The organism is Candidatus Avelusimicrobium caledoniensis, from assembly GCF_902756455.1.
GTDB classification, from domain to species: domain Bacteria; phylum Elusimicrobiota; class Elusimicrobia; order Elusimicrobiales; family Elusimicrobiaceae; genus Avelusimicrobium; species Avelusimicrobium caledoniense.
In genome coordinates this window covers 11435-36131 of record NZ_CACVRB010000011.1, presented here as the reverse complement: position 1 = coordinate 36131, position 24697 = coordinate 11435, and the positions used below count along the sequence as shown (strand labels likewise).

The 24697-nt window shown below is 48.2% G+C and carries 24 protein-coding genes; all 24 read left to right on the top strand.

Annotated features, from left to right (window positions below):
- Window positions 1–189: 189 nt before the first annotated feature.
- Window positions 190–1173, top strand: coding sequence for a hypothetical protein (locus ACQY2W_RS03710; protein ID WP_428049502.1), 984 nt, complete (start codon window positions 190–192; stop codon window positions 1171–1173).
- Window positions 1174–1175: 2 nt separating this feature from the next.
- On the top strand, window positions 1176–1358 hold the full coding sequence (locus ACQY2W_RS03705; protein WP_428049500.1) for a Flp family type IVb pilin: 183 nt from the start codon (window positions 1176–1178) through the stop codon (window positions 1356–1358).
- A gap of 24 nt (window positions 1359–1382) precedes the next feature.
- Window positions 1383–1604 carry a hypothetical protein gene (locus ACQY2W_RS03700; protein WP_428049498.1) on the top strand — a complete coding sequence of 74 codons (222 nt, stop codon included), beginning with the start codon at window positions 1383–1385 and terminating at the stop codon, window positions 1602–1604.
- A gap of 3 nt (window positions 1605–1607) precedes the next feature.
- Window positions 1608–2096: a TadE family protein gene (locus tag ACQY2W_RS03695; protein WP_428049496.1), complete on the top strand. Its 489-nt coding sequence runs from the start codon at window positions 1608–1610 to the stop codon at window positions 2094–2096.
- Between the two features lie 43 nt (window positions 2097–2139).
- A complete protein-coding gene (cpaB, locus tag ACQY2W_RS03690; RefSeq protein WP_428049494.1) occupies window positions 2140–2892 on the top strand; it encodes a Flp pilus assembly protein CpaB in 753 nt (250 codons plus the stop codon).
- Between the two features lie 11 nt (window positions 2893–2903).
- Complete coding sequence (locus ACQY2W_RS03685; protein ID WP_428049492.1) at window positions 2904–3647, top strand: hypothetical protein; 744 nt, start codon at window positions 2904–2906, stop codon at window positions 3645–3647.
- A gap of 3 nt (window positions 3648–3650) precedes the next feature.
- Complete coding sequence (locus ACQY2W_RS03680; protein WP_428049490.1) at window positions 3651–5957, top strand: ATPase, T2SS/T4P/T4SS family; 2307 nt, start codon at window positions 3651–3653, stop codon at window positions 5955–5957.
- 9 nt (window positions 5958–5966) lie between these two features.
- Window positions 5967–7589: a type II secretion system F family protein gene (locus ACQY2W_RS03675; RefSeq protein WP_428049488.1), complete on the top strand. Its 1623-nt coding sequence runs from the start codon at window positions 5967–5969 to the stop codon at window positions 7587–7589.
- A 1-nt stretch (window position 7590) separates the two neighbouring features.
- Window positions 7591–8481, top strand: a complete 891-nt coding sequence (locus ACQY2W_RS03670; protein ID WP_428049486.1) for a type II secretion system F family protein — start codon at window positions 7591–7593, stop codon at window positions 8479–8481.
- A 10-nt stretch (window positions 8482–8491) separates the two neighbouring features.
- A complete protein-coding gene (locus ACQY2W_RS03665; protein ID WP_428049484.1) occupies window positions 8492–9964 on the top strand; it encodes a hypothetical protein in 1473 nt (490 codons plus the stop codon).
- An 11-nt stretch (window positions 9965–9975) separates the two neighbouring features.
- Window positions 9976–11085, top strand: a complete 1110-nt coding sequence (locus tag ACQY2W_RS03660; RefSeq protein ID WP_428049482.1) for a HAMP domain-containing protein — start codon at window positions 9976–9978, stop codon at window positions 11083–11085.
- 16 nt (window positions 11086–11101) lie between these two features.
- Window positions 11102–11371 (top strand): hypothetical protein, encoded by a 270-nt coding sequence (locus ACQY2W_RS03655; protein ID WP_428049480.1) that lies wholly within the window; start codon window positions 11102–11104, stop codon window positions 11369–11371.
- Window positions 11372–11389: 18 nt separating this feature from the next.
- On the top strand, window positions 11390–12340 hold the full coding sequence (locus tag ACQY2W_RS03650; protein ID WP_428049478.1) for a DsbA family protein: 951 nt from the start codon (window positions 11390–11392) through the stop codon (window positions 12338–12340).
- A 71-nt stretch (window positions 12341–12411) separates the two neighbouring features.
- Entirely contained in the window at window positions 12412–14307 is a 1896-nt protein-coding gene (locus ACQY2W_RS03645) for a sensor histidine kinase (RefSeq protein ID WP_428049476.1), read from the top strand.
- The gene (locus ACQY2W_RS03640) at window positions 14291–15412 is read left to right on the top strand and encodes an ATP-binding protein (RefSeq protein ID WP_428049474.1); all 1122 of its coding nucleotides are present in this window, start codon (window positions 14291–14293) and stop codon (window positions 15410–15412) included. The genes ACQY2W_RS03645 and ACQY2W_RS03640 overlap by 17 nt, the downstream gene beginning before the upstream one ends.
- A gap of 27 nt (window positions 15413–15439) precedes the next feature.
- Complete coding sequence (locus tag ACQY2W_RS03635; RefSeq protein WP_428049472.1) at window positions 15440–16129, top strand: response regulator; 690 nt, start codon at window positions 15440–15442, stop codon at window positions 16127–16129.
- Window positions 16130–16131: 2 nt separating this feature from the next.
- Entirely contained in the window at window positions 16132–16308 is a 177-nt protein-coding gene (locus tag ACQY2W_RS03630; RefSeq protein WP_428049470.1) for a hypothetical protein, read from the top strand.
- A 2-nt stretch (window positions 16309–16310) separates the two neighbouring features.
- Window positions 16311–17429: a TadE/TadG family type IV pilus assembly protein gene (locus ACQY2W_RS03625; RefSeq protein ID WP_428049468.1), complete on the top strand. Its 1119-nt coding sequence runs from the start codon at window positions 16311–16313 to the stop codon at window positions 17427–17429.
- Window position 17430: 1 nt separating this feature from the next.
- The gene (locus tag ACQY2W_RS03620; RefSeq protein WP_428049466.1) at window positions 17431–17973 is read left to right on the top strand and encodes a hypothetical protein; all 543 of its coding nucleotides are present in this window, start codon (window positions 17431–17433) and stop codon (window positions 17971–17973) included.
- A gap of 321 nt (window positions 17974–18294) precedes the next feature.
- Window positions 18295–19521, top strand: coding sequence for a hypothetical protein (locus ACQY2W_RS03615; RefSeq protein WP_428049464.1), 1227 nt, complete (start codon window positions 18295–18297; stop codon window positions 19519–19521).
- Window positions 19522–19552: 31 nt separating this feature from the next.
- Window positions 19553–21130, top strand: coding sequence for a hypothetical protein (locus ACQY2W_RS03610; RefSeq protein WP_428049462.1), 1578 nt, complete (start codon window positions 19553–19555; stop codon window positions 21128–21130).
- 15 nt (window positions 21131–21145) lie between these two features.
- Window positions 21146–21418 (top strand): hypothetical protein, encoded by a 273-nt coding sequence (locus tag ACQY2W_RS03605; RefSeq protein WP_428049460.1) that lies wholly within the window; start codon window positions 21146–21148, stop codon window positions 21416–21418.
- A gap of 13 nt (window positions 21419–21431) precedes the next feature.
- Window positions 21432–22889, top strand: coding sequence for a hypothetical protein (locus ACQY2W_RS03600; protein ID WP_428049459.1), 1458 nt, complete (start codon window positions 21432–21434; stop codon window positions 22887–22889).
- 46 nt (window positions 22890–22935) lie between these two features.
- Window positions 22936–24516 (top strand): hypothetical protein, encoded by a 1581-nt coding sequence (locus tag ACQY2W_RS03595; protein WP_428049457.1) that lies wholly within the window; start codon window positions 22936–22938, stop codon window positions 24514–24516.
- Window positions 24517–24697: the final 181 nt, after the last annotated feature.

Genomic DNA, 24697 nt, shown 5'->3' with positions numbered 1-24697 from the left:
GCGGCCTTGAGATGCCGATGGGATAAGACGAACCAACACGGCAAGAAGGTAGCGCGCGGGGTATACTTTGGGCTGATAGACTTTAAGGCACAAATGGGCCGGGAGCATTGCCAAAAAGTAGTCAAAGTGCTCATCCCGTAGTGAAAAATTTGTAGTATTAAAATAAGGAGTTTGACAGGAAAAACATTTATGAATATCAAAACCAAAGTTTTACTAGCTTGTTTAGCAGTTGGTTTCTGCGGCGCAAACGCGACGGCCAGCATTAACGAAAATGCCGGTACTAGCGCGGCTGCGTTCTTAAAAATCGGTGCGGGTGCCCCGGCCGCTACGGCGTTAGGTAATGCCTATGTGTCTATTGCGGACGGCCCGCAGGCCTTGTACTGGAACCCCGCCGGTGCGGCTTCGGCCACTACGCGCGAAATCGGGTTTACGTACTTGGACTATTTACAGGGTTATAAAGCGCGTACCTTGGCGTATTTGCAACCGATCGGCAAAACCATTATCGGCGTATCCTTAAACTATATGGATATGGATGATTTTGATTTCCGCGATAAATGGGGACACCAACTCCCGGAAGTCGGCGTGCCGGTGCAAAACTTCGTGGGCGGTATTTCTATTGCGCGCGGATTTATTAACCAGAAACTCCAACTGGGCGGTACGGCTAAGTATATTAGCGAACGCTTATATAACGGTTCGGGCCATAACCATTACGATAATATCGGTTTTGATGTAGGTGCTAAATTGCGCCTGGTCAACTGGCTCGGTTTAGGCGGTGCTTTAGTTAACATCGGCGATAAAGACGATATGCCTAACGGACTGCGCTTAGGGGCCGATTTGGATACGCGCTATTTCACTATCTCCGGCGAATATATGAAGTATAAAGACGACAACGCCCGCTACGGCGTGGGCTTGGCCGTGCACATCCCGGAAGATTTATTACAAGTGGCCCGGTTTGATCTGCGCGTTGGGTATTATACGCGCGAAAACACCGGGGTCAATACGGAAGATTCGTGGGTCAAAGATATTGGGTTACAGGAAACCTCTAAAGTATCTTTCGGCTTTGGTATTTACAGCTCTGAACTGTTTGGTTACGGTGCGTCTATTGACTACTCCGTAACGCCGTTTGGAGCACTCGGGACATCGCAACAACTCGCGGTATCCGTACAATTTTAAGTATGTTTAAAAAAGGGAAAAAATGGCTAAATAACAAAGGACAGACCGCCGTAGAATATATTATTGTGGCGGCGGGGTTGTTTTCGGCGATTATTTCCTTTTATGTGTTGTACTCATACTTGGTGCCGCAACAGTTTGACGAGGGCGCACAGCTAATTTTGAAGGAATATGATGCAGGAAAATAATTTTTAAAATCAGGAGGACGGACTATGAAGTTTATCGTTGCATTGCAAAATAAAATGAACAGCATTCAAGCCAAAGCGTTTGATTGCCTCAAGAAAAAAGAAGGGCAGAACACCATTGAATACGTGCTCATGCTCGTAGTAGTAGTGGGTGTAGCCGGTTTGGCGGGCATGCTCATTAAAAAGTTCATGCCGGATTTGTTTGAACAAGTCAAAGCGAAAATCACCGGCAGCATGAACGAAATGTAATTTATGTGCAAATTCGCTAAGAAGTGTGGGGGGCAGGTTACCGCCGAGCTAATGCTGATTTTGCCCGTATTTATGCTGATGATTTTCTTCGTGCTTGAATACGGCAACATCGCCTACCACTCAGTGATTGCTAACCACGCTTCTTACGAATTTGCGCGTATCGGGTCGCTCGTAGCTGTCAAAAAGCCCAGCGGCAACCCCGATCGGACGGTCATCACGCAGAAAATTAACCAAGCCAAACAAAAAGTGTTTGGCACCAAGGCGGGAGGAATTGGCGTGAACGTAAAGGTGGAAACCACCGGCGTGGACCCGATGTATAAAAAACACCGCCATGAAGATGTAGTAGTTACAGTGACGTACCCCGTGCATTTGCTGTTTCCGGGCACTAGCTATGTACTGGCCAGCGAGCCCAAGCGCGACGGCATCCGCCGGATCAGAGTGGTAACACGTATGCCCATTGAAAAGGCATATTTAAGTTCGGATACGAAATAGATTTGAAAGTATTAAAGAATTGACGTAATTTTAAGGAGACAACATGAAAAAAGGAATTTTCCTGCCCTTGATAGTAGCCATACTTGCGGCGTTGGTGTACGCGATGATTGTCAGCAGCGCGGAGAAGAAGTTAAACGCTTCTAAGAATATTAAGCAAGTGTTCGTGCCCTTGCGCGATATTAAAGAGCGCGAAGTGATTAAGCGCGACTTTATCCGCCCCGTTCCTGTGCCGGCTGCGTACTTGCAAAAAGATGCGTTTACGTACACAACGGATGCTGACTTTAAAGCCATTGAAAATGCGGTGGCTCGCATCCAAATTCCTAAAGGTAACCAAATTTCTAAGTATGCTATTACGTCTTTGTCTCCCGAGGCGGGCTTGTCCAGCAAAATTCCGGTGCAGATGCGCGGGTATATGATTAGTATTCCCGTTGCCACGGCCAGTATGATTAAGCCGGACGATAACGTGGACGTACTGCTTACGTTTGAAGCGGTGATGAAAAGCGGTAATCGCCAAAAAGTAGCCGTTACATTGCTGCAAAACGTAAAAGTGTTGGGTGTCGGGGCTGACTTAGGACAGGGATTAGACGCCCGTTCGGCCAGCGCTATGAAAACCAAAGACGAAGAGGCCTCTGCTTATTCGGACAACTCCACCTTGGCGTTGGCGTTGTCTCCGCGGGATGCGCAGTACTTGGCTCTGGCGCAAGCAGAAGGCGATATTTCGGTCATCTTGCGTTCTCACGGCGACGTGAACAACTACTTGATGGAAATTGCCACCTTTGAAAAATTATTTAACTAGTGGGATAAATTATGAACACGAAATTTATTACAAAAGTATCTTTAGCAGTTTTACTCGCGGGCGTACTCTTGCCGGGTACGGTACACGCTAAACGGACGCAGCTGGTGGCTGTGAGTGCCGATGTGGTGGAAATCGGCGGTACGATGCAGAGCGTCAAGGGTTTTGCATGGAACCAACTGTTTGATTTTGAAGAAGCCGAAATCCCCGGGATTTTATCCTTAGGCGAATTTCAGCGCAAAACCGCGGTAACTACGCGCCTTCGTTTAATGGAAACGGAAGGCCGCGCCCAAGTGCTTTCTAACCCGAAGATTGTTACTTCTTCGGGCAACAGTGCTAAAATTTCCGTCGGTGGTAAAGTGCCGATACCGGTAGTCAATAACCAAGGGGTTGGATCGCAAATGGAAGATTACGGTATTTTGCTTAACGTACTTCCCACGATCATTCCCGAACGCAACAACATTATTGACTTGCAAGTGCAACTGGCCGTTTCCACGGTGGACTATTCCCGTACGGTGGTAATCGGTACGGCCACGGCGCCTTCGTTTACCAACCGCGATGTGGAAACCCACGTGGAACTTAACAGCGGCGAAACGCTTGTGATCGGCGGTTTAAAGAGCAGTGCGCGTAACGTGTCCGAAGACCGCGTGCCGTTCTTAGGCAAATTGCCGTTAATCGGCTTACTCTTTAAGAGCAAAGACGTTACCGAAGAGCAACGCTCGCTCTTCCTGTTCATTACGGTAGAAATCGTAGAGTAGGGTATGGCTGAAGAACGCGAAACTCCCCAAAATGAAGCAAAAATTATCGCTTTTGCCGGGCCGAAAGAGGGCGTCGGCAAGACGACGTTGGTGCTAAATTTGGCGCTGGGCTGGGCGGGTATCCAAAAACGTCCGGTACTCATTGTGCCGCTGGATCCGCTCGCGCGCCAAGAGCATAATTTTTACTTAGATATTTCTGATCCGGTCAGCGTGTCGGACCTGCTTAAAGTGTTGGGCAATACGTCTATTGCAGTAGTAGGGGGACTTTTGCGCGGGAAAATTTCCATGTCCCAATGGGGGGTAGGTTTACTGCCTCTTGGTAACACGCGGGCACAAGTGGCCGCTATCAGCCCGAAAATTTTAATTCCGATTTTATCGCGTTTGTCGCAAACTTTTGATATCTTTTTAGATGTTGATTCCAGTTTCCCTATGCAGGCGTTTGCGTTTGATATTGCCGACAAAGTGTTTTGGGTGTCTAACGCCACGCGTACACATATTAACTCCACGGTGCAACTTTTTAACGATTATAAAGAGCAACACTATCCCATGGACCGCGTGAGCGTAATTTGTAACGGGTACGATATGCCCGGATCTATTCCTTACGAAGAAATGGAAAAATTCTACTCGCAATTAGGGCGCGAAGTAGATGTGTTTTTGCCGTGGGACGCAGATGTCATGGCCACCTCCAACCGCCGCGAGGTGGAAATTATCACAAGTCCGCAGTCCGAGTGGGTCAAAGGGCTCCGTTTGGTGCTTGCCAAAATCCGTGATTTAAAACCGGCTCCTAAAGATTGGTCCTCTTCCGTTTCCGACGAAGAATTTACCCAAGCCGCACAGGAAATTTGGTCGCCGGTGCTTTTTAATGACGGTAAAAAATCTATTTCTACCGATCATATCGCTACGGAAGATGAGGGAAATAAAGCCCAACTTTCGTTTTGGGACGATTTAAAACAGAAAATTCACAAAGAAGTCGTGCGCACGTTGGAGATTGAGCACATCGCCATCAGTGACGAAAGTGCCGCCAGTGAGCAAACCCGCAAACGTGTGGCCGCTATTGTGGATGATATTTTACAAAAGCAACCCAATTTGCAATTCTCGCGCGACCAACGCACGCGGTTTACGTCTGAATTATTAGACGAAATTTTAGGGTTAGGGCCGCTGGAAGTGTTAATGCGCGACCCGGCCGTTACCGAAATCATGGTCAACGCCTTTGACAAGATTTTTATTGAGCAAAAAGGTAAGTTGACCTTAACCAAATACAAATTTAGAAATAACGAACAAGTCGTACAGGTTATTAAACGTATTGTGGCCCCGCTCGGCCGCCGTATTGACGAATCTGTGCCGCTTGTGGACGCGCGTTTGAAAGACGGCTCCCGTGTAAACGCCATTATCGCGCCGCTCGCGGTTTCCGGCCCGACGCTTACGATCCGCCGTTTCTCCACCAAGCCGTTCGGCCCGGAAGATTATTACCGGTTCGGTACGATCAGCCCGGAGTGTATGGAGTTTATCAAACGGTGCGTTAAGATCCGCAAAAATATTATTGTTTGCGGGGGTACGGGTACCGGTAAAACGACGTTCTTAAATGCTATTTCCGGTTATATCGCTGATGACGAACGTATCATTACCGTAGAAGATACCGCGGAACTCCGGTTGCAACAGCCGCACTGGGTATCGTTGGAAAGCCGTCCGCCAAACGTGGAAGGCAAAGGGGCCATTACGATTCAAGATTTAGTCAAAAACTGCTTACGTATGCGTCCGGACCGCATTGTGGTCGGGGAGTGCCGCGGCGGCGAAGCGTTAGACATGTTACAGGCCATGAACACCGGTCACGAAGGATCTTTAACGACGATTCACGCTAACACCCCGCGTGATGGTTTATCCCGCTTGGAAGCGATGTGTATGCAAACCGGAGCCGATTTGCCGATTTTTGCTATCCGCGAAATGATTTCTTCGGCGGTGAACATGATTGTCCAACTGTCTCGTTTCTCGGACGGATCCCGTAAAGTAACCTACATTACCGAAATGCACGGACAAAAAGACGGTCAAATTCAATCTACCGACTTGTTCCGCTATGTGCAGACGGGCGTAGATGAAAACGGTAAGGTGCAAGGTATCTTCGCCCCGACGGGTAATTTGCCTACGTTTTATGAAGAATTTGCGGCCAAAGGCCAACCGGTGGATGAATCGGTATTTACCAAAGGAGCCGTGCCGCTTGATGAAAACGGTGAGCCGGATTTGTCTGCCTTGAAAAAGGAACAAGCGCAAAGCGGGGAAACCGCCGTTCCGCCTGCTCCGCCGGTAGGTGCATAGGAATTTAACATGAAAAAACTACATGGAATTATCGTATGTTTGATTGTGGGCTTGCTCGTAGGCGCGCCTGTGGACGGGCAAGGGCGTGCGTTGTCGGCCAAAAACCGCACCAGCATCCGTTGTTCCATGGAAAAAATGCGTATCATGGCCGAGTTTTTTGACGTCCATTTGGCCAACGATAAAAAAGAGTATGAATTGCCGGCCGAGTGCGGCGGTGGCCGGGTGCGCAAAGTGTCTATGCCCAAATGGTTTGCCGATGAGCTGACCCGTATGGACGCTAACAAAGTGGTCTATGTGCCCAACGAGGGGACGTATAGCGAGGTAGATTTGTGGCGTCAGGCGTTTTCCAACGTGTACTTATTTTTGGACCGGGCCGATAAGTCGTTAGACCCTAACCAGCCTATTGTACTAGATCAACTTTCCCGCGGGTATGTGGGCAACCGCATTAACTTAATGGCTACATTGGACCGCTTAAATAAAGACTTACTGCGCGGCAAACAACTGCTTGTCATGAAAGACAGCATGGAAGGCCGGGCGCGTTCCATGTTATCTACGTTTGAACTTATTAACAACGAATTTTTCAGCACGATTGAGTCGTTTTCCAGCCCTATCAGCCAACGCGAAGATAAATACCGCAAGTCAGTTATGGCCGTTGTGGTATTGGCGAACCATTTGTTCTCGCAGTTTATGAGCTCACCGATTCCGGGCAGTGTGCCGGATCCGAAAATTTACCGCACGACCCCGGCGGACCGCGCTACCAGTCTGTTTATGATTGTGCTTGGCTCGGCGTTGGCGGGGTTAGCTGTGTTTTTACTATTGGAAAATAAAAAAGAAAATATCTTAGTTTTTTTGGAGGATTATAAACAAAAAAGTTCTGCCTGGGCCGAAGATTTCAACCGTCAGTTCGTTACTATTGATATCAAATACATCGTATTTGGCACCATCGCTTTCTTTGCGTTGGGCGGGTTGCTCATGGGCTTAATAGCCGGCGGATTTTTGGGTGTGTTTATCTTCCTGCTCGTTTTATTCTTAGGCGGTGTTATCAGTATCCGTATGCCGATGGCGGTGTTGGATGCGCTCAAAAAAAGCCGCGGACGCAAGGTGAACGCGCAACTGATGGACTCCCTTATTTTGCTGTCCAACTCGCTCCGTTCGGGTATGGATATTGTGCAAGGGTTTGAGCTTGTTTCGCGCGATATGTTGCCGCCGATTGCCGATGAATTTGGCCTCGTGGTTAAAAACTACCAACTCGGCACTCCCTTTGAAAAAGCGTTGGACGGGCTAACCGAACGTGTGGACAGCCGGATGCTTTCTTATATCGTTAAAGCGATTATTATTCAGCGGCAGGTCGGTGGTAATTTGACGGTTATTTTCTCGCGCTTGGTGGAAAACATCCGCGAAGAAAGTAAACTGGAAGAAAAACTACAAGCCATGACAGCGCAACAGAAGATTCAATCTATCGTAGTAAGTATTATGCCGTTTGTGATGATGCTGGTAATGTTTATTTTCAATCCGTCGCAAATGTTTTCGTTCTACACAAGCCCGCTGGGAATTTGTGTGTTCCTGTTCTGTATTATCTGGATCGGAATTGGTATGAAGATTCTCAAGAAAATGGGCGAGGTACGGGTGTAATATGAATAGCTTAATTTTTACCGTCGGTTTAAAATTGTTACTCGCCATAGGAACGTTTGCCGTATTCCTGACGATATTTGGCTTGCTCTCGCCCAAAGAAAAGAAGGAAGAAGTTGTGGATATTGCCGTCAAACGGTTTAAATCTACGTCCAGTTTTGCGCGGTTGCAGCCGGAAGAAAAATTTTGGGACCGCGTGGCCGTGTTCTGTTTGCGTAACTTTCATGTGGAAGACAGCTTGGAAGAAATGCACATGCAACTGGGCAGCCCCGATAATCCGCAACCGGTAGATATTTTGTACAGCAAAATTTGGTGTGCTTTACTTGTCCCGGCGGCGATCATGCTTTTATTCCAGTCGGTTTGGCCGGTTATTTTAGTGCCGCTTTGTTTCTATTTACCCGACGTTATCATCAAAAGTAAAATAGAAAAACGCCAAGCGGAAATTTTAGGCAATTTCTCTACCACGGTAGATTTGGCCGCGCTTATTATTGAATCCGGTTTAGATTATTTAACCGCATTTGAGCGTATTATTAAAATTGCCAAAGAAAAAACAATTTTGGAAGAAGAACTGGAAAAAACTATTAACGAAATTAAGCTCGGTTATTCCCGTCGCGAAGCGTTAGAACGTTTTGCCGCCCGGACCGGCGTACAGGAAGTGCGCTCACTGGTGGGGCTGATTATCCAATCCGACGAACTCGGTACGAGCTTGGTGGACTTGCTGCGCAACTTCTCTACGGACCTTCGCGCGCGCCGCTTAAGCCGCGCCGAAAAGTTAGCCGCGCAGGCCTCTACGAAGATGTTATTTCCGCTCTTTATGTTCATCTTCCCGACGATTTTTATTTTAATCTTAGCGCCGATGATTATGGGCCTTGTCAACGGCGGTATGGGATTTTAGAGGATAAATTATGAAGAAAAACCTGGTTTTTGCATTTGTTTTACTATCCGTCGCCGCGTCTGTGTGGGCGGCCAATAATACATTTAACCGTCCTTCTACGGTGCGCCAACACGGCAAAGAGGCCGGTATGCTCTTGGACCTGGGCAAAATTTCCATGGGTACGTTAAATGATGTGGAAGAACGCAAACAATATCTTTCCACGGTTCAGTTGGAAAAACAGCGTATCCAAAATTATACCTTGCGTATGGTGTATGAAAATGCTTACACGCTGTATAAGCAAGGCGATTACCAACGCGCGCAAGAAATGGCACAAACCATTTTAAGCATTGATCCGAATTTCAAACAAGCCCAGACACTAGCCAAACAGGCCCAAAATATGGGCACGTATGGTACGACGTCAGAGGCACAAGTGATTGAGGCCAAATTCCAAGAGGCCTCCCGCTTGTACGACAGCGGCCGCTTGGTAGAAGCCAACGATAAGGTCAACGAAATTTTGACTTTGCAGCCCGGCAATACCAAAGCCCAATCGTGGAAACGCAAAATTGATTACGATATTGCCAAAGAATATACCCGCCGCGGAGACGAAGCCGAAAAAAACGGTGATTATCAAAAAGCGTTAGATGCGTGGTATAACGCACTCTTAATGCGTAAAGACGACCCGAAACTTGTTTCCAAAATTGCCGATGCGGAAAATAAACTGCGCAAACAGCAAGTAGAAGAATATATGAAACAAGCGCTTGATTTTTATAATAAAGGACAATACGTGGAATCGTACGCCGTATTTGAACGGATTACCAAAATTCAGCCCGGCGATCCGCGGGTCCAAAAGTATATGTCGCAACTCAAGAACGAAATCGCCGCCGGATATTATACTGCCGGGACCCGTTCTTACAATGCGGCTAAATTTGACCAAGCTGTTTCGTATTGGAACAATGCCAAAAAATGGGGGGCAGATACTTCCGCGATGGACGGACTTATCAAACAAGCGCGTGATGCCAAAGAAAATTATTTGCGCATGCAACAACGCCAACGCTTGCTCCAAGAGCAAAAAGCCCAACAAGCCGCTGTGGCCGCCGCTGCTGCCGCACAAGAACAGGAAGACGAAGATAAACCGGATGTGATTGAAACGGTCTCTATTGACAATCCGATCCCGGGTGTTTCCGGTCAAACGATTGTGCCGGGCAGTACGTCTACTACAACGACCACCACGACTACTACCACCACGACGACTACTTCCTCCACCGGGGCGGGTGCCGCCGCGGCCGGAGCCAACGAAACCTTGCCGACATTGGGCGGTGGGGTGAGCCGGGTGTCGGCCGAGGCCAGTGCGGCCTCGCGCGCCAAGTACATTGAGGGGTTAGATGCGTTTAACCAAGATGATTATGAACGCGCCCGCCAAGCGTGGATCGTGGCCAAACAACTAGACCCCGGTAACAGCGATGCCGATTTGGGACTTCGCAAAGTAGAAGAATTACTTAAATAAGGGAGCATGTAATGAAACTGACTTCAAAATGGCTTTTATGGTTCGTACTGGTGGCGGTGTATGCATCTGTCATCGGCGGGCTATTCTATTACAATTTATTCAAATTCGTATTTGATAAAAAGTTACAAAACGAAATGGTGGAAATGGTCCGCTACCGTGCGCCGTCTTTGGTGCAACAATTAGCTGCCCGCCCCAAAGGCGAGGCCACCTTCCGCGAAGCCGAAGTGATGAAAGGACTGGTGCGCAACGATGACCGTATCAAAAGTTTGGTGTATTTAAACTACGACGGATCTATCCGTTGGCACGAAAATACCAAATTTTTGGGGATGTCTTATTCGGAATATAACAACGCGGTCGGCTTTGACACCAACGCCGTAGCGCAAGCGATGCGTGACCGCTTACCGCGTGCTATTTTGTTTGGTAAAGGCGACGCATACGATATGGCTATCCCGTTACTGGCTAAAGACAATATGGTAGCCGGTGTGGTAAACGTTATTGTGTCGCGCCAAAACGCTAAGAAACTCATTGAGGCATCCATGGTGCGCTATGCGATCGGCGCGCTGATTATGATGCTGCTTATCGGCGGCGTATTGTATTTATTTTTACTGCTTAAAATTATCCGACCGCTTACTTCGCTTAAAGACAGCATTGATGCTGTGTCCATGAATAACATTACGCTTTCTTTCCCACCAAGACGTGATGAAATTGGCGATGTGGCTGCTTCCGTTACTACGCTTTTGGAGCGCGTGCGCGACGATGTAAAAGGGCTGGAACGAGGGGAAATCTTGTCTTTGGAAAAAGAGCAACAATGGTGGAAAGCTATTTTCGCGGTGATGGTGCCGAAAGGATCGCGGGCACTCGTAGTAGACGAGAATAACAACATCCTTTACACTAATTTTGAACTCAATGTGCCGGGTAAAGACAAAGTCCATTTGTTAGATATATTTGACAGCCGCCAACAGGAAGTCATACAAGTAGTTGGCGAAGCGATGGAAAATCCCACCAAAGTATTACGTGGTGCGGTAGAGAATAAAAATGTACAATGTGTAGTGAAGGCGGTACAACTGCCGGACGATGCCGGCAAAAACCGTATTGTTTTAGTGTTGGAGCCGGAAAAATAAATTTTAGGAGAAATGTATGAAAGTAGAAATCAAAAAAATACCTGTGATGTCGGTGTTGTTTTCAGTGTTTCCGTTAGCCGTTTTTGTGGTGATGCTAATTAGCGCGCTGATGGAAATGTTTAATCCGGATGTAGCGTTTACGATGGCCTATTTTCTCGGGCTCGTTTTGCGCGCTATCCAAGGTACTATTTTGGCACTCGTGTCTGTGGTGTTCTTTTTGTGGACCTACAATTTTTTGTGTGCTTTGGGAATCCGCGGCGTTCAAGTGCATTTGGAAGACAAATAATTTAACGGGAGTATAAAAATGATGAAAAAAGTTTTTGCGCTATTTTGCGTATTTGCCTTGGCCGGTGCGGCGATGGCGGCGGCCACTAAAACGGCCAAAGCTCCGGTCAAAACCCAGCCCAAAACGAGAGCTGAATTTATTGTCATTGAATCGGACGAATATGAAGCCGGTAAAGAAGATAAAATGCTCACGCAGGGATTGGGTCAATTTTTAGAAGTAGAACCGGTAGTCAAACACGTGTCTGTTTCTGCCGTAGCCCAAGACCCGAAACTCGCCGGGTTAGATTACAGTTTTTTACCGCTTTATTTGGTAAAAAAGACAAAAGCCATCCGTACCAAAATGGAACAGCCGATTCAATACGGCGTGGCGCAAGAAAATGACGAATTTATCATTTTGCCGCATCAAACCCGCCAAGGTGTTTACGGCAATAAAACCGCCCAACCGGGTGTGATGGACTTGTTTGTAATGTCCCAATGCCCGTATGGGGTGCGTGCGGAAGATTTGATTATTAAAGCCAAGAAAGACGGCACTTTCCCGCAAGATAAAACCGTCCGTGTGCGCTACATTGTCAACTACACGCCCGAACAAGGTTTCAACAGTTTGCACGGGTCCGGGGAGTGGGAAGAAAATGTCCGCCAACTCTTAATTGCCAAATACTACCCGGAGAAATTCTGGAAATATTTGGAAATTCGCAACAAAGACTACCGCTCCAGCCGCTGGGATAAAGCGATGGAAGAGGCCGGTATCAACGTGAAAAAGATTATGAAGAAATTTGATACCGAAGGGGTAGAACTCTTAAAAGAAGAAGCCAAATATGCCCGGGAGTATAACATCAGTGCCTCTCCCTCGTTGGTGTGGGAAGGTAAAGTGCAAATGGGCTTAGACGGTGCTGCCAAACTCAAAGGGTTTGAATTTTTCAATCCCTCTGCCGCGCAAGGCGTTCCGTCCGCTCCGTCCGGTAGTTGCTAACGGGTAAGTAAAATTTAGTAACTGGCGGGGGCTGAGGACACATCCGGCCCCCGTTTTACAAGACAAGGGATATGCGTAGAAAAAAATTTCGTGGTTTATTTTTTAATGCGGTACTGGCACTTAGTTTGATCTCACTGGTGCCGTTTGTCTTTATTGGTGTCCATTTGACCCGCGTGAACAGCCATTTATTGCAACACGAAATTTTTCAAAAGCAGCAGGCCGTAGCGGTGCGCTTGTCTTCCGTCGTACAAACGTATTTGGCGCACACCTCTGAATTTTTTACCGTTTTTTTAGATTTACATACCGATTTTGGCGGTCATGCATTTTTGGACGCTTCGGATCTTACTTATTTACAGAAAAAAGATTCTTCCATTACCTATCTGGCCTTACTTAATACGAAAGGGAAACGGGTGTTATCCTCCGGCGTTTCACAACTCTATTCACAGCAACAAAATGTATTGCCGGTGCTGTTAAACACGTGTGTCAATCAACACAGAGTGTATATGGGCCCGTCCTTACTCAGTAATGAGGGGTGGTTAGTGCTTATGGCGTTTCCGGTACAAGAAAGTTTGTCCGGCGCGGCCGTGGGTGGGGTGTTGGTGGCGGAAGTCAATTTGCGTACGTTAGCTCCTCTTTTGGTGCAGGCCTATCCCTTGGACATGGAAGCGTTTATCGTCAATGATAAACACGAGATTGTGGCGTATAATGGTTCGCCGGGCGGACTGATGAGTGCCAATCTTAGCTCGTTAGACGAACAAGTGCAAGCTATGCAAGAGCAACTCAGCGGGCAAACGGTCGGCGAAGTAACCATGCCCAGCGACAAAAAATGGCTGGTTGCATCGGCTACGGTGCCGGCTATGGGGTGGACGGTTTTTGTGGGACAACCGGCCAATGTGGCTTCCAAATTGGTAGTAGCCAGTGCCCTTCACTCTTACGGGGGGTTACTGCGGTTGTTGGCGATACTTTTGTTATTTATTGTGGGGGTTAGTTATTGGGTCATTGTACCGATTAGCCGCCCCGTGGAAAAATTGCGCAAGGCGGCTTTGCGCGTACGCGACGGCGAAGCCGGTAGTATTGAACGCAGCGATGTGGATATTCCGCGCAACGAAATTGGCGACTTGGCAGAAGTATTTGTGGAAATGTCGCACGCACTTTACAAACGCCGCGAAGATTTACTCACCGCCCAACGCCAGTTGTCCGATTCTAACCAAGAACTGGAAAAACGGGTGGAAGAACGTACCCGCGAATTAAAAGACGCTACGGCCAAACTGGTTGCCAATGAACGCTTAGCCACCATGGGACAAATGGCCTCTGTTATCAGCCACGAGATCCGCAACCCGCTTACGGTGATCAGCAATGCGACGCGGCTCATTAAAATGCTTGTTAAAACGCCCGATGCCAAAATTGAAAAACAAATCGGTATCATTGAATCGGAAATCAAACAGGCCAACAGTATTATCAGCGAAGTATTGGGGTATGTGCGCTCGCGTGAGCCGATTTTGAGTAAAATTGAAGTCAACAGTTACGTGCACGATATTTTGACTTCCTATCCGTTTGCGGCCGGTATTAAACTGGTAGAAAAGTTGGAAATAATGTCTGTGTACGTTAAAATTGATACCGAAGAAATTAAACAAGCAATCCGCAACCTGTTGGCTAACGCGGTGGAAGCCATGCAAAACCAAGGAACACTTACCGTGGGTGTAAAGACAGGCAAAGACATGGTGTGTATTTACGTGTCCGATACCGGCCCGGGCGTGCCGGAAGGTTTGCGTCATAAAATTTTTGCGCCGTTCTTTACCACCAAGGCCCGCGGCACGGGGTTGGGATTAGCGGTCGTCGGTAAAGCTGTCAACCGGCATCAAGGAAAACTCTTTATTACCAGCGAAGAAGGGAAAGGATCTTGTTTTCAAATGTATCTAAAAATATATCACCAAATAGGAGATACCCGTTATGGAGAAACCCGTTAAAATCTTAGTTGTAGATGATGATAATAACCTACGTGAAACGTTAGTAGATTTGTTGGAGATGGACGGTTATAAAGTCTATCAGGCCGCTACCGCGGCGGAGTGTTTGGATCTTTGCGCCGGCGAATTTTTTAACATCATTTTGATGGATTATAACCTGCCCGACGAAAACGGTATGGAACTAATCCGCAAGATCCGCGCATTTAATAAAGAATCGCAAATTATTATGATTACGGCGTATGCGTCGCTTAATGCTATTATGGAAGCGATGCAAGAGTCTGTGTATGATTTTTTGATTAAACCGGTAGATTTTGATTACTTAAAACGCACGATTAACCGCGCGTTAGATAAGTATTTCTTGGAAGAAAGCAACCGCGAGTTACTGGCCCAACTTAAAACCCGCAACGAAGATTTGGATAGGTTAAATAATATGAAGTCCAAATTTTTCTCTATTGTATCGCATGACTTGTCTAACTCGCTGATGACGCTTAAAATGAGTTTTGATATGTTACGCAAAAAACTCTCGCCCGACGAGGACCAACAAAAAAAGATGATGTTTATGGAAGAATCTATCAGCCAAATTGAACATCTCATCAAAGACCTTGTGGACTGGGCCGCCATTGAAAAAGGTAAACTGCGCATTGAAAAAACCCGTTTTGAACTGACGGAAAGTTTGCAAAAAACGGCGGAAATTTTTAAAGCCAAAGCCGCTAAGCGCGCTATTAACGTGACGTTTGAGAGTTGCGGTTCTGTTTTTGTTATGGCCGACGAAAAACGTATCCGCCAAGTAATTTCCAACATTTTGGAAAACGCTGTGCGTCATACGCCCGATAACGGAAGTATTGATATTGTTGTTAGCAAAATAGATGAAAAAAATGCTAAAGTGTCGGTAACGGACTCCGGGGATGGTATTGAACCCGACAAAGCCCCGCAGTTGTTTACCAGTTTTACCCAAGTGGGAGCCAAAGACCGTGTGGGTCGGTTGGGGCTTGGTTTGTCTATTGCCAAGGATATTATTACCAACCACGGCGGACGTATTTGGGCGCATAGCGAGGGGTTAGGCAAGGGCGCATCATTTAATTTTACGTTGCCGGTAGTGAACGCGTAAATTTTAAAGTTCGTAAGGGAGTAGAATATGGCAAAGAAAAAAATAACTGTACTTATTGCCGATGACCAAACACTTTTCCGCGAAGGAATAAAAGATGTTTTGTCCGGCGAAAAATGGATGGAAGTAGTGGGCGAAGCGGCTGACGGTATTGAAGCCGTAGCTAAAGCTAAAAAATTAAAACCGGATGTGGTGCTTATGGATATCCGTTTGCCGAAAATGGACGGTATCAATGCTACCCGCCAAATCCGCGAGTCCTGCCCCGAAGTCAACGTGCTGATGTTGTCCAGCTTTGAAGACGAAGCGCACGTATTAGACGCTATTCAAGCAGGCGCCAACGGCTATTTGTCTAAAATGTTGCCGGCGGCAGAGTTGGTTAACTCCATTAAAACATTTACCAGCGAAGGGCTGATGATTCCCCAACAACTCATGGGCAAATTGTTACATGGCCTTCGCAAGATGGGCGACGGAGGGCTGCCCTCCCAAGCCACATTGACCAAGACCGAAATTAAGGTGCTTGATTATTTAGGCAAAGGGCTTAGCAATAAGGAACTTGCCAAAGAATTAGATTGCAGTGTTAAAACGATTAAAAACCACCTCAACAGTGCGTTTCACAAATTAGGTGTAAGCAGCCGCACGGAAGCGGTGGTCAAAGCGATTGAAAAAGGGTTAATTTCTTCCGAAGGGACAGTCGTGCCGGACGAAGACGACGAGGAGTAAACTTGTTACGCGTTAAAACGGGACTTCAACCCTGGTCCGGACAAGCCGGACAGGCAACCGTGGAATATGTACTGATGTTAGCCACGGTGGCGGTGGTATTGTCCGCGTTTTTGACGGCGTTTCATACCCATATTGTCCGGTGGTTTTTCACTTTCATCGGGCAGCTTTTGACGAGTTAATTATGTTGCACGGCCAATACATTCTAGGTAAATTGCGTGAACGCAAGGCACAAATTTTGTTGCCTTCCGTTTTGCTTGCGCCTATTTTTGTGTTGGTAATTTACTTGCTCTTTGAAACGGCCAAAGTGTCCATGACCAAGGTTCGCCAGCAATTTGCGTTAGATAATGCCGCCTACTCCCAAGTTTCTTCTGCCAGCACGTATCTAAACGCCATGGCCATGATCAACGGACCGTTGCCCTACCGTGTATTTTTGGAGTTGGTAAATTTTGATCCGTTGCCGCCGGTTCCCACCCGCGCTTCGGATGCTATTACCGTGTTTGATTTGTTTTATAAAGGCGGCGGTTTCCCGTCTATCGGGCCGGACCATGACGTGGGTATTAACAAAAATCCCGCGCCGGAACAAACTGATTGGGACTTGCAATATTTTAAAGGGGACACCGTGGATCCGGACTTTCCGCGTTCGGACTGGGAAAAAGAAAACCCCAAAGCCCCACCCAGTGACAAGTATGTGCCCGTTATGAGTAAAACGCTTGCGGATAACCATTTCTTTATGACCCGCGGCGGGCAGGCCGTGCAAGCCATTGTGTTTTATTTGGAAACATACGCGCGTGTCGGGTCCGTTTACCGGTCGCAGGATTACGTGTATCAGGAGTTAAGCAAAAACGCTATTATGTTCCGCGAGGCGTATTATTTAAACGTGAACGATTGCAAACGCTCCGACTGTGCCCGGCAGAGTGCGGCGCAGTTGCGGCCCTATTTGGAAATAAAAACAAAACCGTTTGAGCTTAGTAAAATTCACTTTTACGCATCGGAAGCGTCGGGCGGAAGCAATGCCGGGGCTTATTCTATCCCGTTTGAAGCCGAAGAAGTCTTAAACGGTCAAAAATTATTTCAATTTGCGTATTTAGATTCATCCAGCCGCAGTAAGTTAAAATCGTTGGCGCGCGGTATTTCTCTTAAACAGCCGTTTAAATTACCGCGTAACCATTTTAATATCAATTTGGAACAAAAATATAAACCGTATGTACGTACCAGGGTGGTGCTCGCTTGTCCGCGCAACAGTAACAACTGCGTGTGGCCTAACCCGCTACCCAAGTATAACGTGACGTTGGAGCCGTAAAATGAAACCGTTTTTATGTATCCGCAACCGCAAAGGGCAGGCAACCACGGAAGTGGTGCTGTTGTTCCCTGTCTTTGTGATTTTTATTTTGTTTATTATTAAAATTTTCGGGCTACTGGTGCTGAGCCAAAAAATGGAAGTAGCGGGTTATTACGCGGCGCGCCGTTTCCAACTGCAATCACACGAAACCGATTATTACCAACGCACATGGGATAAACGCTTTTTAGAAAAAGACATCCAAAAGAAAGTGGAAAAATATCTCGGCTTTGATAACGCCGGGATGCGTAAATTTTTAAGTTTAAATAAACTGGTGTTAGACATCAACCGTTCCGGCACCTGGACGAAAATGGTACTTACCGCGCGTACCAAAGCCCCGCGTATCCGGTTTCTGTGCAAATATAATAAAGACCGGGTGTGTGAGCGCGATGCCAAATGTTTAAAGGGCTACGCTTTCTTGTGTGAGACGGGGGGCGAAGTGTCCGTGATTAAATACGTAGGCCACAACGACCGTCCCAACCCGTACCAACGCCCCGAAGGGAAATAACGGGGGGCGACTCTTTATTTCGTAAGCACCGTCTATGAAAACCGTATTGCAAAAACTTTGCGGTATGAGCAGATAGAGGTTTTAGGTCTCACGCCCGTGCGGCGAGCACATAAGCACCGTCCATGAAATTCCACATTACAGAAACATCCCCATAAATACATACAGCGGTCCGAGACCGTACGCCCGGCCCGGCAAGGGCCTTGACAAATCATCGTTTTCTACCTATACTTTAAATAGAAGTAGTCTGTATAAACTCTTAGTTTGAGTGCTCTTGGGAGCGGGTCAACGGGAGTAATTTTTATTATTGTGTACGAGGATTTTATGTTTAAGTTAAAACCGGGCAATGTGTTTGAAAAGCTCAACACCATGGACCGCAAAAAGGCCTACACGATAGGGGCAGTAGTTATTGTGTGTTTTGTGGCTTTGCTCACATTGGCGTCTATGATGGGGGAGGCCGACGACGCTTCGTTTGACGGTTTAAATGCCCGCGGATACGATTTGGCGCAGATGCCGTTTGTCAACGATGAAGCGGAGAAATATTTATTAGCCGCCAAATATCCGGATATGAAAGAAAACGGCTCTACTTTATTATACTCGGCGGAGGAAAAAGAAGCCCGCCAAGAAGCCGACGCCGAAAAGGAAGCAGGCGAAGAATCTGCCGATTCTGAAAGCACGATGAGTTCCGGCGAGGGTGAAGATGCGCCCACCTCTCACGGTTACGGCGGCTACCGGGGGGGTGGAAGAACAGCTACGCCTACGGAAGTTAAGCAACTGGGCACGGCCAATATGCAGTCGGCGCAGGGTAGTGGCATTCAAGGCAGTTGGGGTGCTCCGCGAGGCGACTTCTCGCCGTATAAAGACCAGAACAAAGGGACCGAAATCCCACAATTAAAAAACCAAGATGCCCGCAAAGCACTGTGGCAGACGGCTCGCGGTAGCCGCGCGGCGGCCGGGCTTAAAGACGGTAAGGCAGGCAACGCCAAAAGAGCGATGATGGGCGGTAATATTGAAGGCAGTGAAGCGTTTACCGATAAAGGGATAGATTTAAGCAAAGCTAACGGTTTAGCCATAGATACCAATGCGCCGCAAGAGTCCGGCGATTTAAGTAATTTAGATAAAGACGTGGATAATACAGCCCGTCATGCCAGCCAAACACAGGCCAGTCAAACGCAAAGAAATTATGAAGATGAATTATTGTTTATGTTGGCGAAAGGCGGCATTGATGCGCTTGCCAATGCGACCAGTAAATTTCTATGTGCCGGGGTAGATGGCTTAACTAACAAATTAGGGTGGACGGATACGCTTGGAACAGGAACAGGAAGCTCTCCGGCTCCGTCGACGACCACGCCGACCACCACGCCGACGACTACGCCGACGACCACGCCGACGACTACGCCAACGACTACGCCAACGACCACACCGACGACTACGCCGACGACCACGCCAACGACTACGCCGACGACCACGCCGACTGGTTATGGCGACAACAATTTAAATATCGGTGCTCCCGGTGGGAATGGAGAACCGCCGCAGGACTTTTATTTGTGATATATAAATCTTTTTCAATAAAGGAGGCGTTATGAATATCTTTAAGTTTTTAAATGAAAAAGGCAAAGTCGCTTTTTCCGCCTTGCAAATAGGCGGTGTGGCGGCTGTTGTCGGTGTGGCGGGGGTAGCGGCGTTCCAATTTTTAGGTACGCCGGAAGAAGATAACACCGCTTTCAACCCGTCACAATATAACTCCGGCGAGGTGGTTTACGTGTCCGGAGCCAATACGGGCGGTTATCAAAGCGGCTCGTATAGCGGCAACGGCGCGGAGTCCGGGCCGCTGTCGCGCATTTCGGCTAAGAGTATTAACCGCATGGACCGTCAGGCCCAGTTAGAGCGTGCGCAAGCGGAAATGGAAGAAGAATATACCCAAATGCAAGCCACGGCGCAAGAATCTACCGCGCCGCAAACTCCGGCCGGTTATCAAATGGGCGATTCCGAGGGCGGGCTTGGTTTATTAAGTAACGCCGCGGACGCAGAGGCGTTAAAAAATAACTCCATGGGGGCACTTTCGCAATCTATGGGTAATATTCAAGGTATGATAGCTAATGCCCAAGCGCAAGCCCAAGCCGCGGCCGAAGGTAAAGACGGTGCTAAAGCGGCCGGGCTAGCTAGTGCAAAGGCCGATTGGGGCTCTAAAGCGGGTGGTAGTAATGGCGGCAGTAACGGCGTTAATATGTCTTTTTCCGTGCAGAACAGCGGTAAAAACGCGCCTAAAGGTGGTAGCGGCGGTGCCGCTATGGGCGGGCCCAATGTGGATATGTCCAACATCCAAGCGCAAGCGGCCCAAATGTTAGAGGGTGCGCGCATTAAAGGTAAATCGTCTTTTGGCGAGTCGTCCGGTATGAACGGCTATAAAAACGCGTCTGTGGGCAAAGGCCGCGGGTTAGACAAAGGGGGAACGGACTTGGAGTTTGCCCGCAAAACCTCCGTGGAAGTAGCCAAATCAAAAACCCGTTCCGCTAACGAGGGAGCCAAAGCATTCTTGGCTAGCGCGACGCTTTCCGGCGGTTTAATGATTACGTCTGAAAACTTTGAAACGGGCTCCGGTCAGGGCTCTAAAGATTTTGAAAACGAACATCAAGTGAATCTGCGCGGTATTAAAACATGGGCAGAAGGTGTAGATTTGACCGAACTGGACCGTGAAAACGACCGTAATAATTTAACAACCTGGCTATGGGTAGCTATTGCCGGCGGTGTGGCGGCAATGATCGCAATCCCCATTTTAAAAAATATTCCGGTATATGGTTGGATTGCTGCGTTGGCGGCTGCCGCGGTTGGACTTGCTTTTTGTATCGTGGCGTTGGTTAAAGCAATTGAATATGCCCAAAAATGGGGCGGCGAAGGTTTAAGTACAGCCACCGGAATCATTGCTATTGCTATGATGGCAGGTATTGCGGCATCGTGGATATTTGCAGATGCGTTCCTTAAATTCTATGAAAGCGTATGGCAATTTTTGGGCTTTGGTAGCGAAGGTGCCGGCGGTGGCGGTGGTGCGGCTGCCGGAGCAGCTGCGCCTACGTCTTCCGGCGGTAGTGGTATGGGTGCCGTTTTCCAAGAACAGGCGAAATTGGGCGAAATTTTGGGTGGAAATATCTTGCCCAAGTAAACGGTGGGATAAAATATGAAAATTGGAAAATTAATTATTCATCCTTGGAACAAAAAAAATTTTATCCCGCGCTTAATTGTTATCGCGTTGATTCTTGGTTGGGTAGTTTGGGGTTTTATGATTTACCAAGAAGGGAAACGTATTGAGGAGCGTAGGCAAGCTTTAGTACAACAATACGAATTACGCCAAGCGCGCCAACGCCGTCAAGCGGCGTACAAGAGCCGTATGTTAGAGGAGCAGGCCGTCCGGCAAGGCGTTCAAAACGCCATTGACGGTGTGAAAAAATAAAAGGAGCAACAATATGAAATGGTTTAGTTTTTTAAAAGGCCGTGCGGGTAAATTGACCCTTAACGTGCAAAGTGCGGTTGTGTTAGCCGCCGGCGTCGGTATTTTGGGCGTCTCTCTTGCCCATAACTTAGCCGAACAAACGTCCAAACAGGAATTAGCCGCGCGTTCGTTGTCGTCTATTTCCAATGCGTATAACTACGGCGGTCTGCGCCAGACAAAAGAGGGTTTGTCGTCAATGAATATGGCTAACCTCTCCGGCGGTTTAGACGGTATTGCTTCGGCCGAAGAACGCGCCCGTTTTGAAGCCGCCCGCACCGGCAACGGCCAATTTGGCTTAGATGCGGCGGATAATATGGGCAGAAATGTGGCGTCTGCCATGTCCGGCTCGGCGGCGGAAATGTCCGATACCGAAGGGCTTGGCATGGGTAAAAATGCGGTAGTTATGCAAAATAATGCGTCCGGCTCCTCTACCGCTAACATGCCGCAAGTTGCGCCCGGAACCGTAGCCCAACAAGGCCAAAATGCCCGCAACGCGCGTGGGGCCTCAAACACGTTGGCCCCGGCTTCGGCCCGTACTTCGGGTGGGAGCGGCGTATCAAATTCCGGTTTTGGCGGGAGTTCTTCTTCCGGCGCGAACAGGTCCGGTAGTTCGTCTTATTCCGGCAGTTCAGCCCGCGGCGAAGGGTACCGCTTGTCCGGCGCGATGCCCGGCGGCACCAACCCGGTTTCCATGCGTGGCGAGGGCGGCAGAAATTCTTCCGGCTTTGGGGCGGGGCGTAATGCCTCCGTGGGCCAAAGCGGCCGATTTAAATCTACCGGGAACGATTTAAAAGATATTTCCCGCCAATCTGCCAAAATTGCGGCCAATTCGCACCGTTCCACTACAGGGGGCGCGGAGCCGTTTTTGGCGGCGGGCCGGGTAACGGCGGGTATGTCGTTTGATAACAGCGTAGAAGAAACAACTACCGGGTCGTCCGATTTGGAAATGAAAAATCTTCCCAAACAGCAGCAAGCCCTCCAAACGTGGCAAGAAAAAACCGATCTAACCGAAGAACAACGCGCTAAAGATCGCAATACCTTGCTGTGGTGGATGGCGGGTGTGTTAGGGTCTTTGGTGTTGGTAGTTCCGCTTGCTTGTTGGTTTATGGGAGCGGCCAAAACTCCTTGGACCAGTTGGATGGCTGCCATAGGGTACGCATTGTTGGTTTGTGTGGCTTTAGCCATTACCCATATGTTGCGTGTGGCGTGGTTGTTTCGCAAAACGTGGGATGCTCCTACGTTACCGACAATCTGTGATGTGTTTGGGGCTATGGGCTATGCATTAGTTACGCTAGCCGCTATCCCGGGCACACGGTCCATAATTACCGAAAATATCGGCAAAGTGTGGAAATTCTTACTGCAACAGGGTATTTCGTTGGGATCCTCGTTCGGTTTAGGAAAACTCCAACAAACTATATTTAGCAAAAAATAATTTTTCATACGGGGGGAGCCGTTGGGCTTTCCCCGTCTTATAAATTATGGATAAATTACCCGAGCAAATACCGCAACAAGAATCGTTTGCGCAACCAATGCCGCAACAAGAGCCATACGTTCCCGTGCAAGTGGGGGAACGTCGGTGGTGGCAGTCCAAAAAGATTTGGGCGGTGGCGGCGGTACTTTTGTTGTTACTGGGGGTATTATCCTTTGTTCCCGTTAGCAAGTTGCCGTTTTTGCGTAACCTCGTTTATGCCATGGGTTACACGCCCGATGAAATCAAAAATATGTCTTTTCTAAAAGCACTTTTATCGTGGAATGAACACGCCAAAATGATGCGCGGCGAACTGCCGGACCCCGACGAAGCCAATATCTTCGGTGCGGCGGGCGGCGCGTTTAATGCTACGTTGGCGGGGGCGCAAAATAAACTCATTGACATCCGCGCCGTCAATAAATCACTTGCCAAACAGGGCCAAGCGGGCGATAATTTGGCGGGCGCGTACCAAAACCCCGCAAAACAAGAAAAAGAGGGCGATATCGTCGTTAAAGATAAAAATGCCGCCGCCAAAAGCGAGGCCAACGCGGCAAAAAACGGCGAAGTGTTTTTCGGCGATGATATCTCCGCCCGTCAGCGCGATAAAAACGACGGCTTTAATTCTACTAACCAACTTAAAAAAGTGGCCAATCCGCCCGTAGCCGGCTCATCCGGCGACAGTTGGCTGGATCGTCTGGTAGATAAGGCCATGCGCAGTGAAACCGATTTGTCCGACTTTTCCAAATCGCGCGATAACAGCAGTTCCATGCTTGCCAAAATGGGTAATATGCGCAAAATCGGCGATTCGCGCGCTAAACGCGATATGTACTGGGCGTGGCTCATGGGCCGCACTGCTCGCCGTACGCCGCACGTGATACTCAAAAAGACGCTTGCCTCCTCCAGTTTTGACGGGGCGGAACTGCCGCGTAGCGTGTTTACCACGTCCGGTTTTTCCGGCGTAGGTATCAAACCGGATGACGTACTCGCCGATATGGACAGCGTGCAAAAATATTTGGACCAGGATAAAGATTGCCAAGAGGCCATGGTGGCCGGGTGGAATAGTGCGGATATGAACACACTGGGCGAAAATATTAACGGGGACGAAAATGGTAATGGCGGTTTGGTAAACAGTTTTCCTAACACTTGCGGGGAATTGGCCGAAAACGGAGCCGGGGCCTACACGGGTGCGCTTAATGCTATTTCCGCCCAATGCCAACAGATGCGCGCCGCCTACGAGAATATCCGTCAAAAGTGTGCCTCTTTATCGGTTGACTTAGGTAACAGCCAATGCGAATCTGTTACACTGGGGTCTTACGTTACCGAGTTTGCCACTACGTGCGAAGAAGAAAAAGCCAAATGTGCTGAATTAGAGAATGAAGAGGAACAAGCCGCGTGTTTGGCCGCGTGGGCGGGCCGTTCATCCGATGAGCCATTTGGAATGGGGAATAGTTTTAGTAAAGGCCAATTGGAAAATGACATTGCCGGTACCTTTTATCAGGACGGCAATTCGGAAAATGGATTTAATCACGATTATTTCCCCGGTATAAACTGGGGCGGCAGTCATTTAATAGACGGCCGCGTTGCCGATTAAACGACAACTTACAAAAATACCCCTTGAAAAAATGAGAAAAATCATTATAATAAAGATAGGGAGTATTAAATAAAGTAAGTTGTCACGGAGTGGGGGACCATCTCCGAACAACGCACTTTTTATTATGTAGTAGACGTACCAACCGGAAAACCGGGCAGTTAGCAAGGCCGTTTTTCCGTGG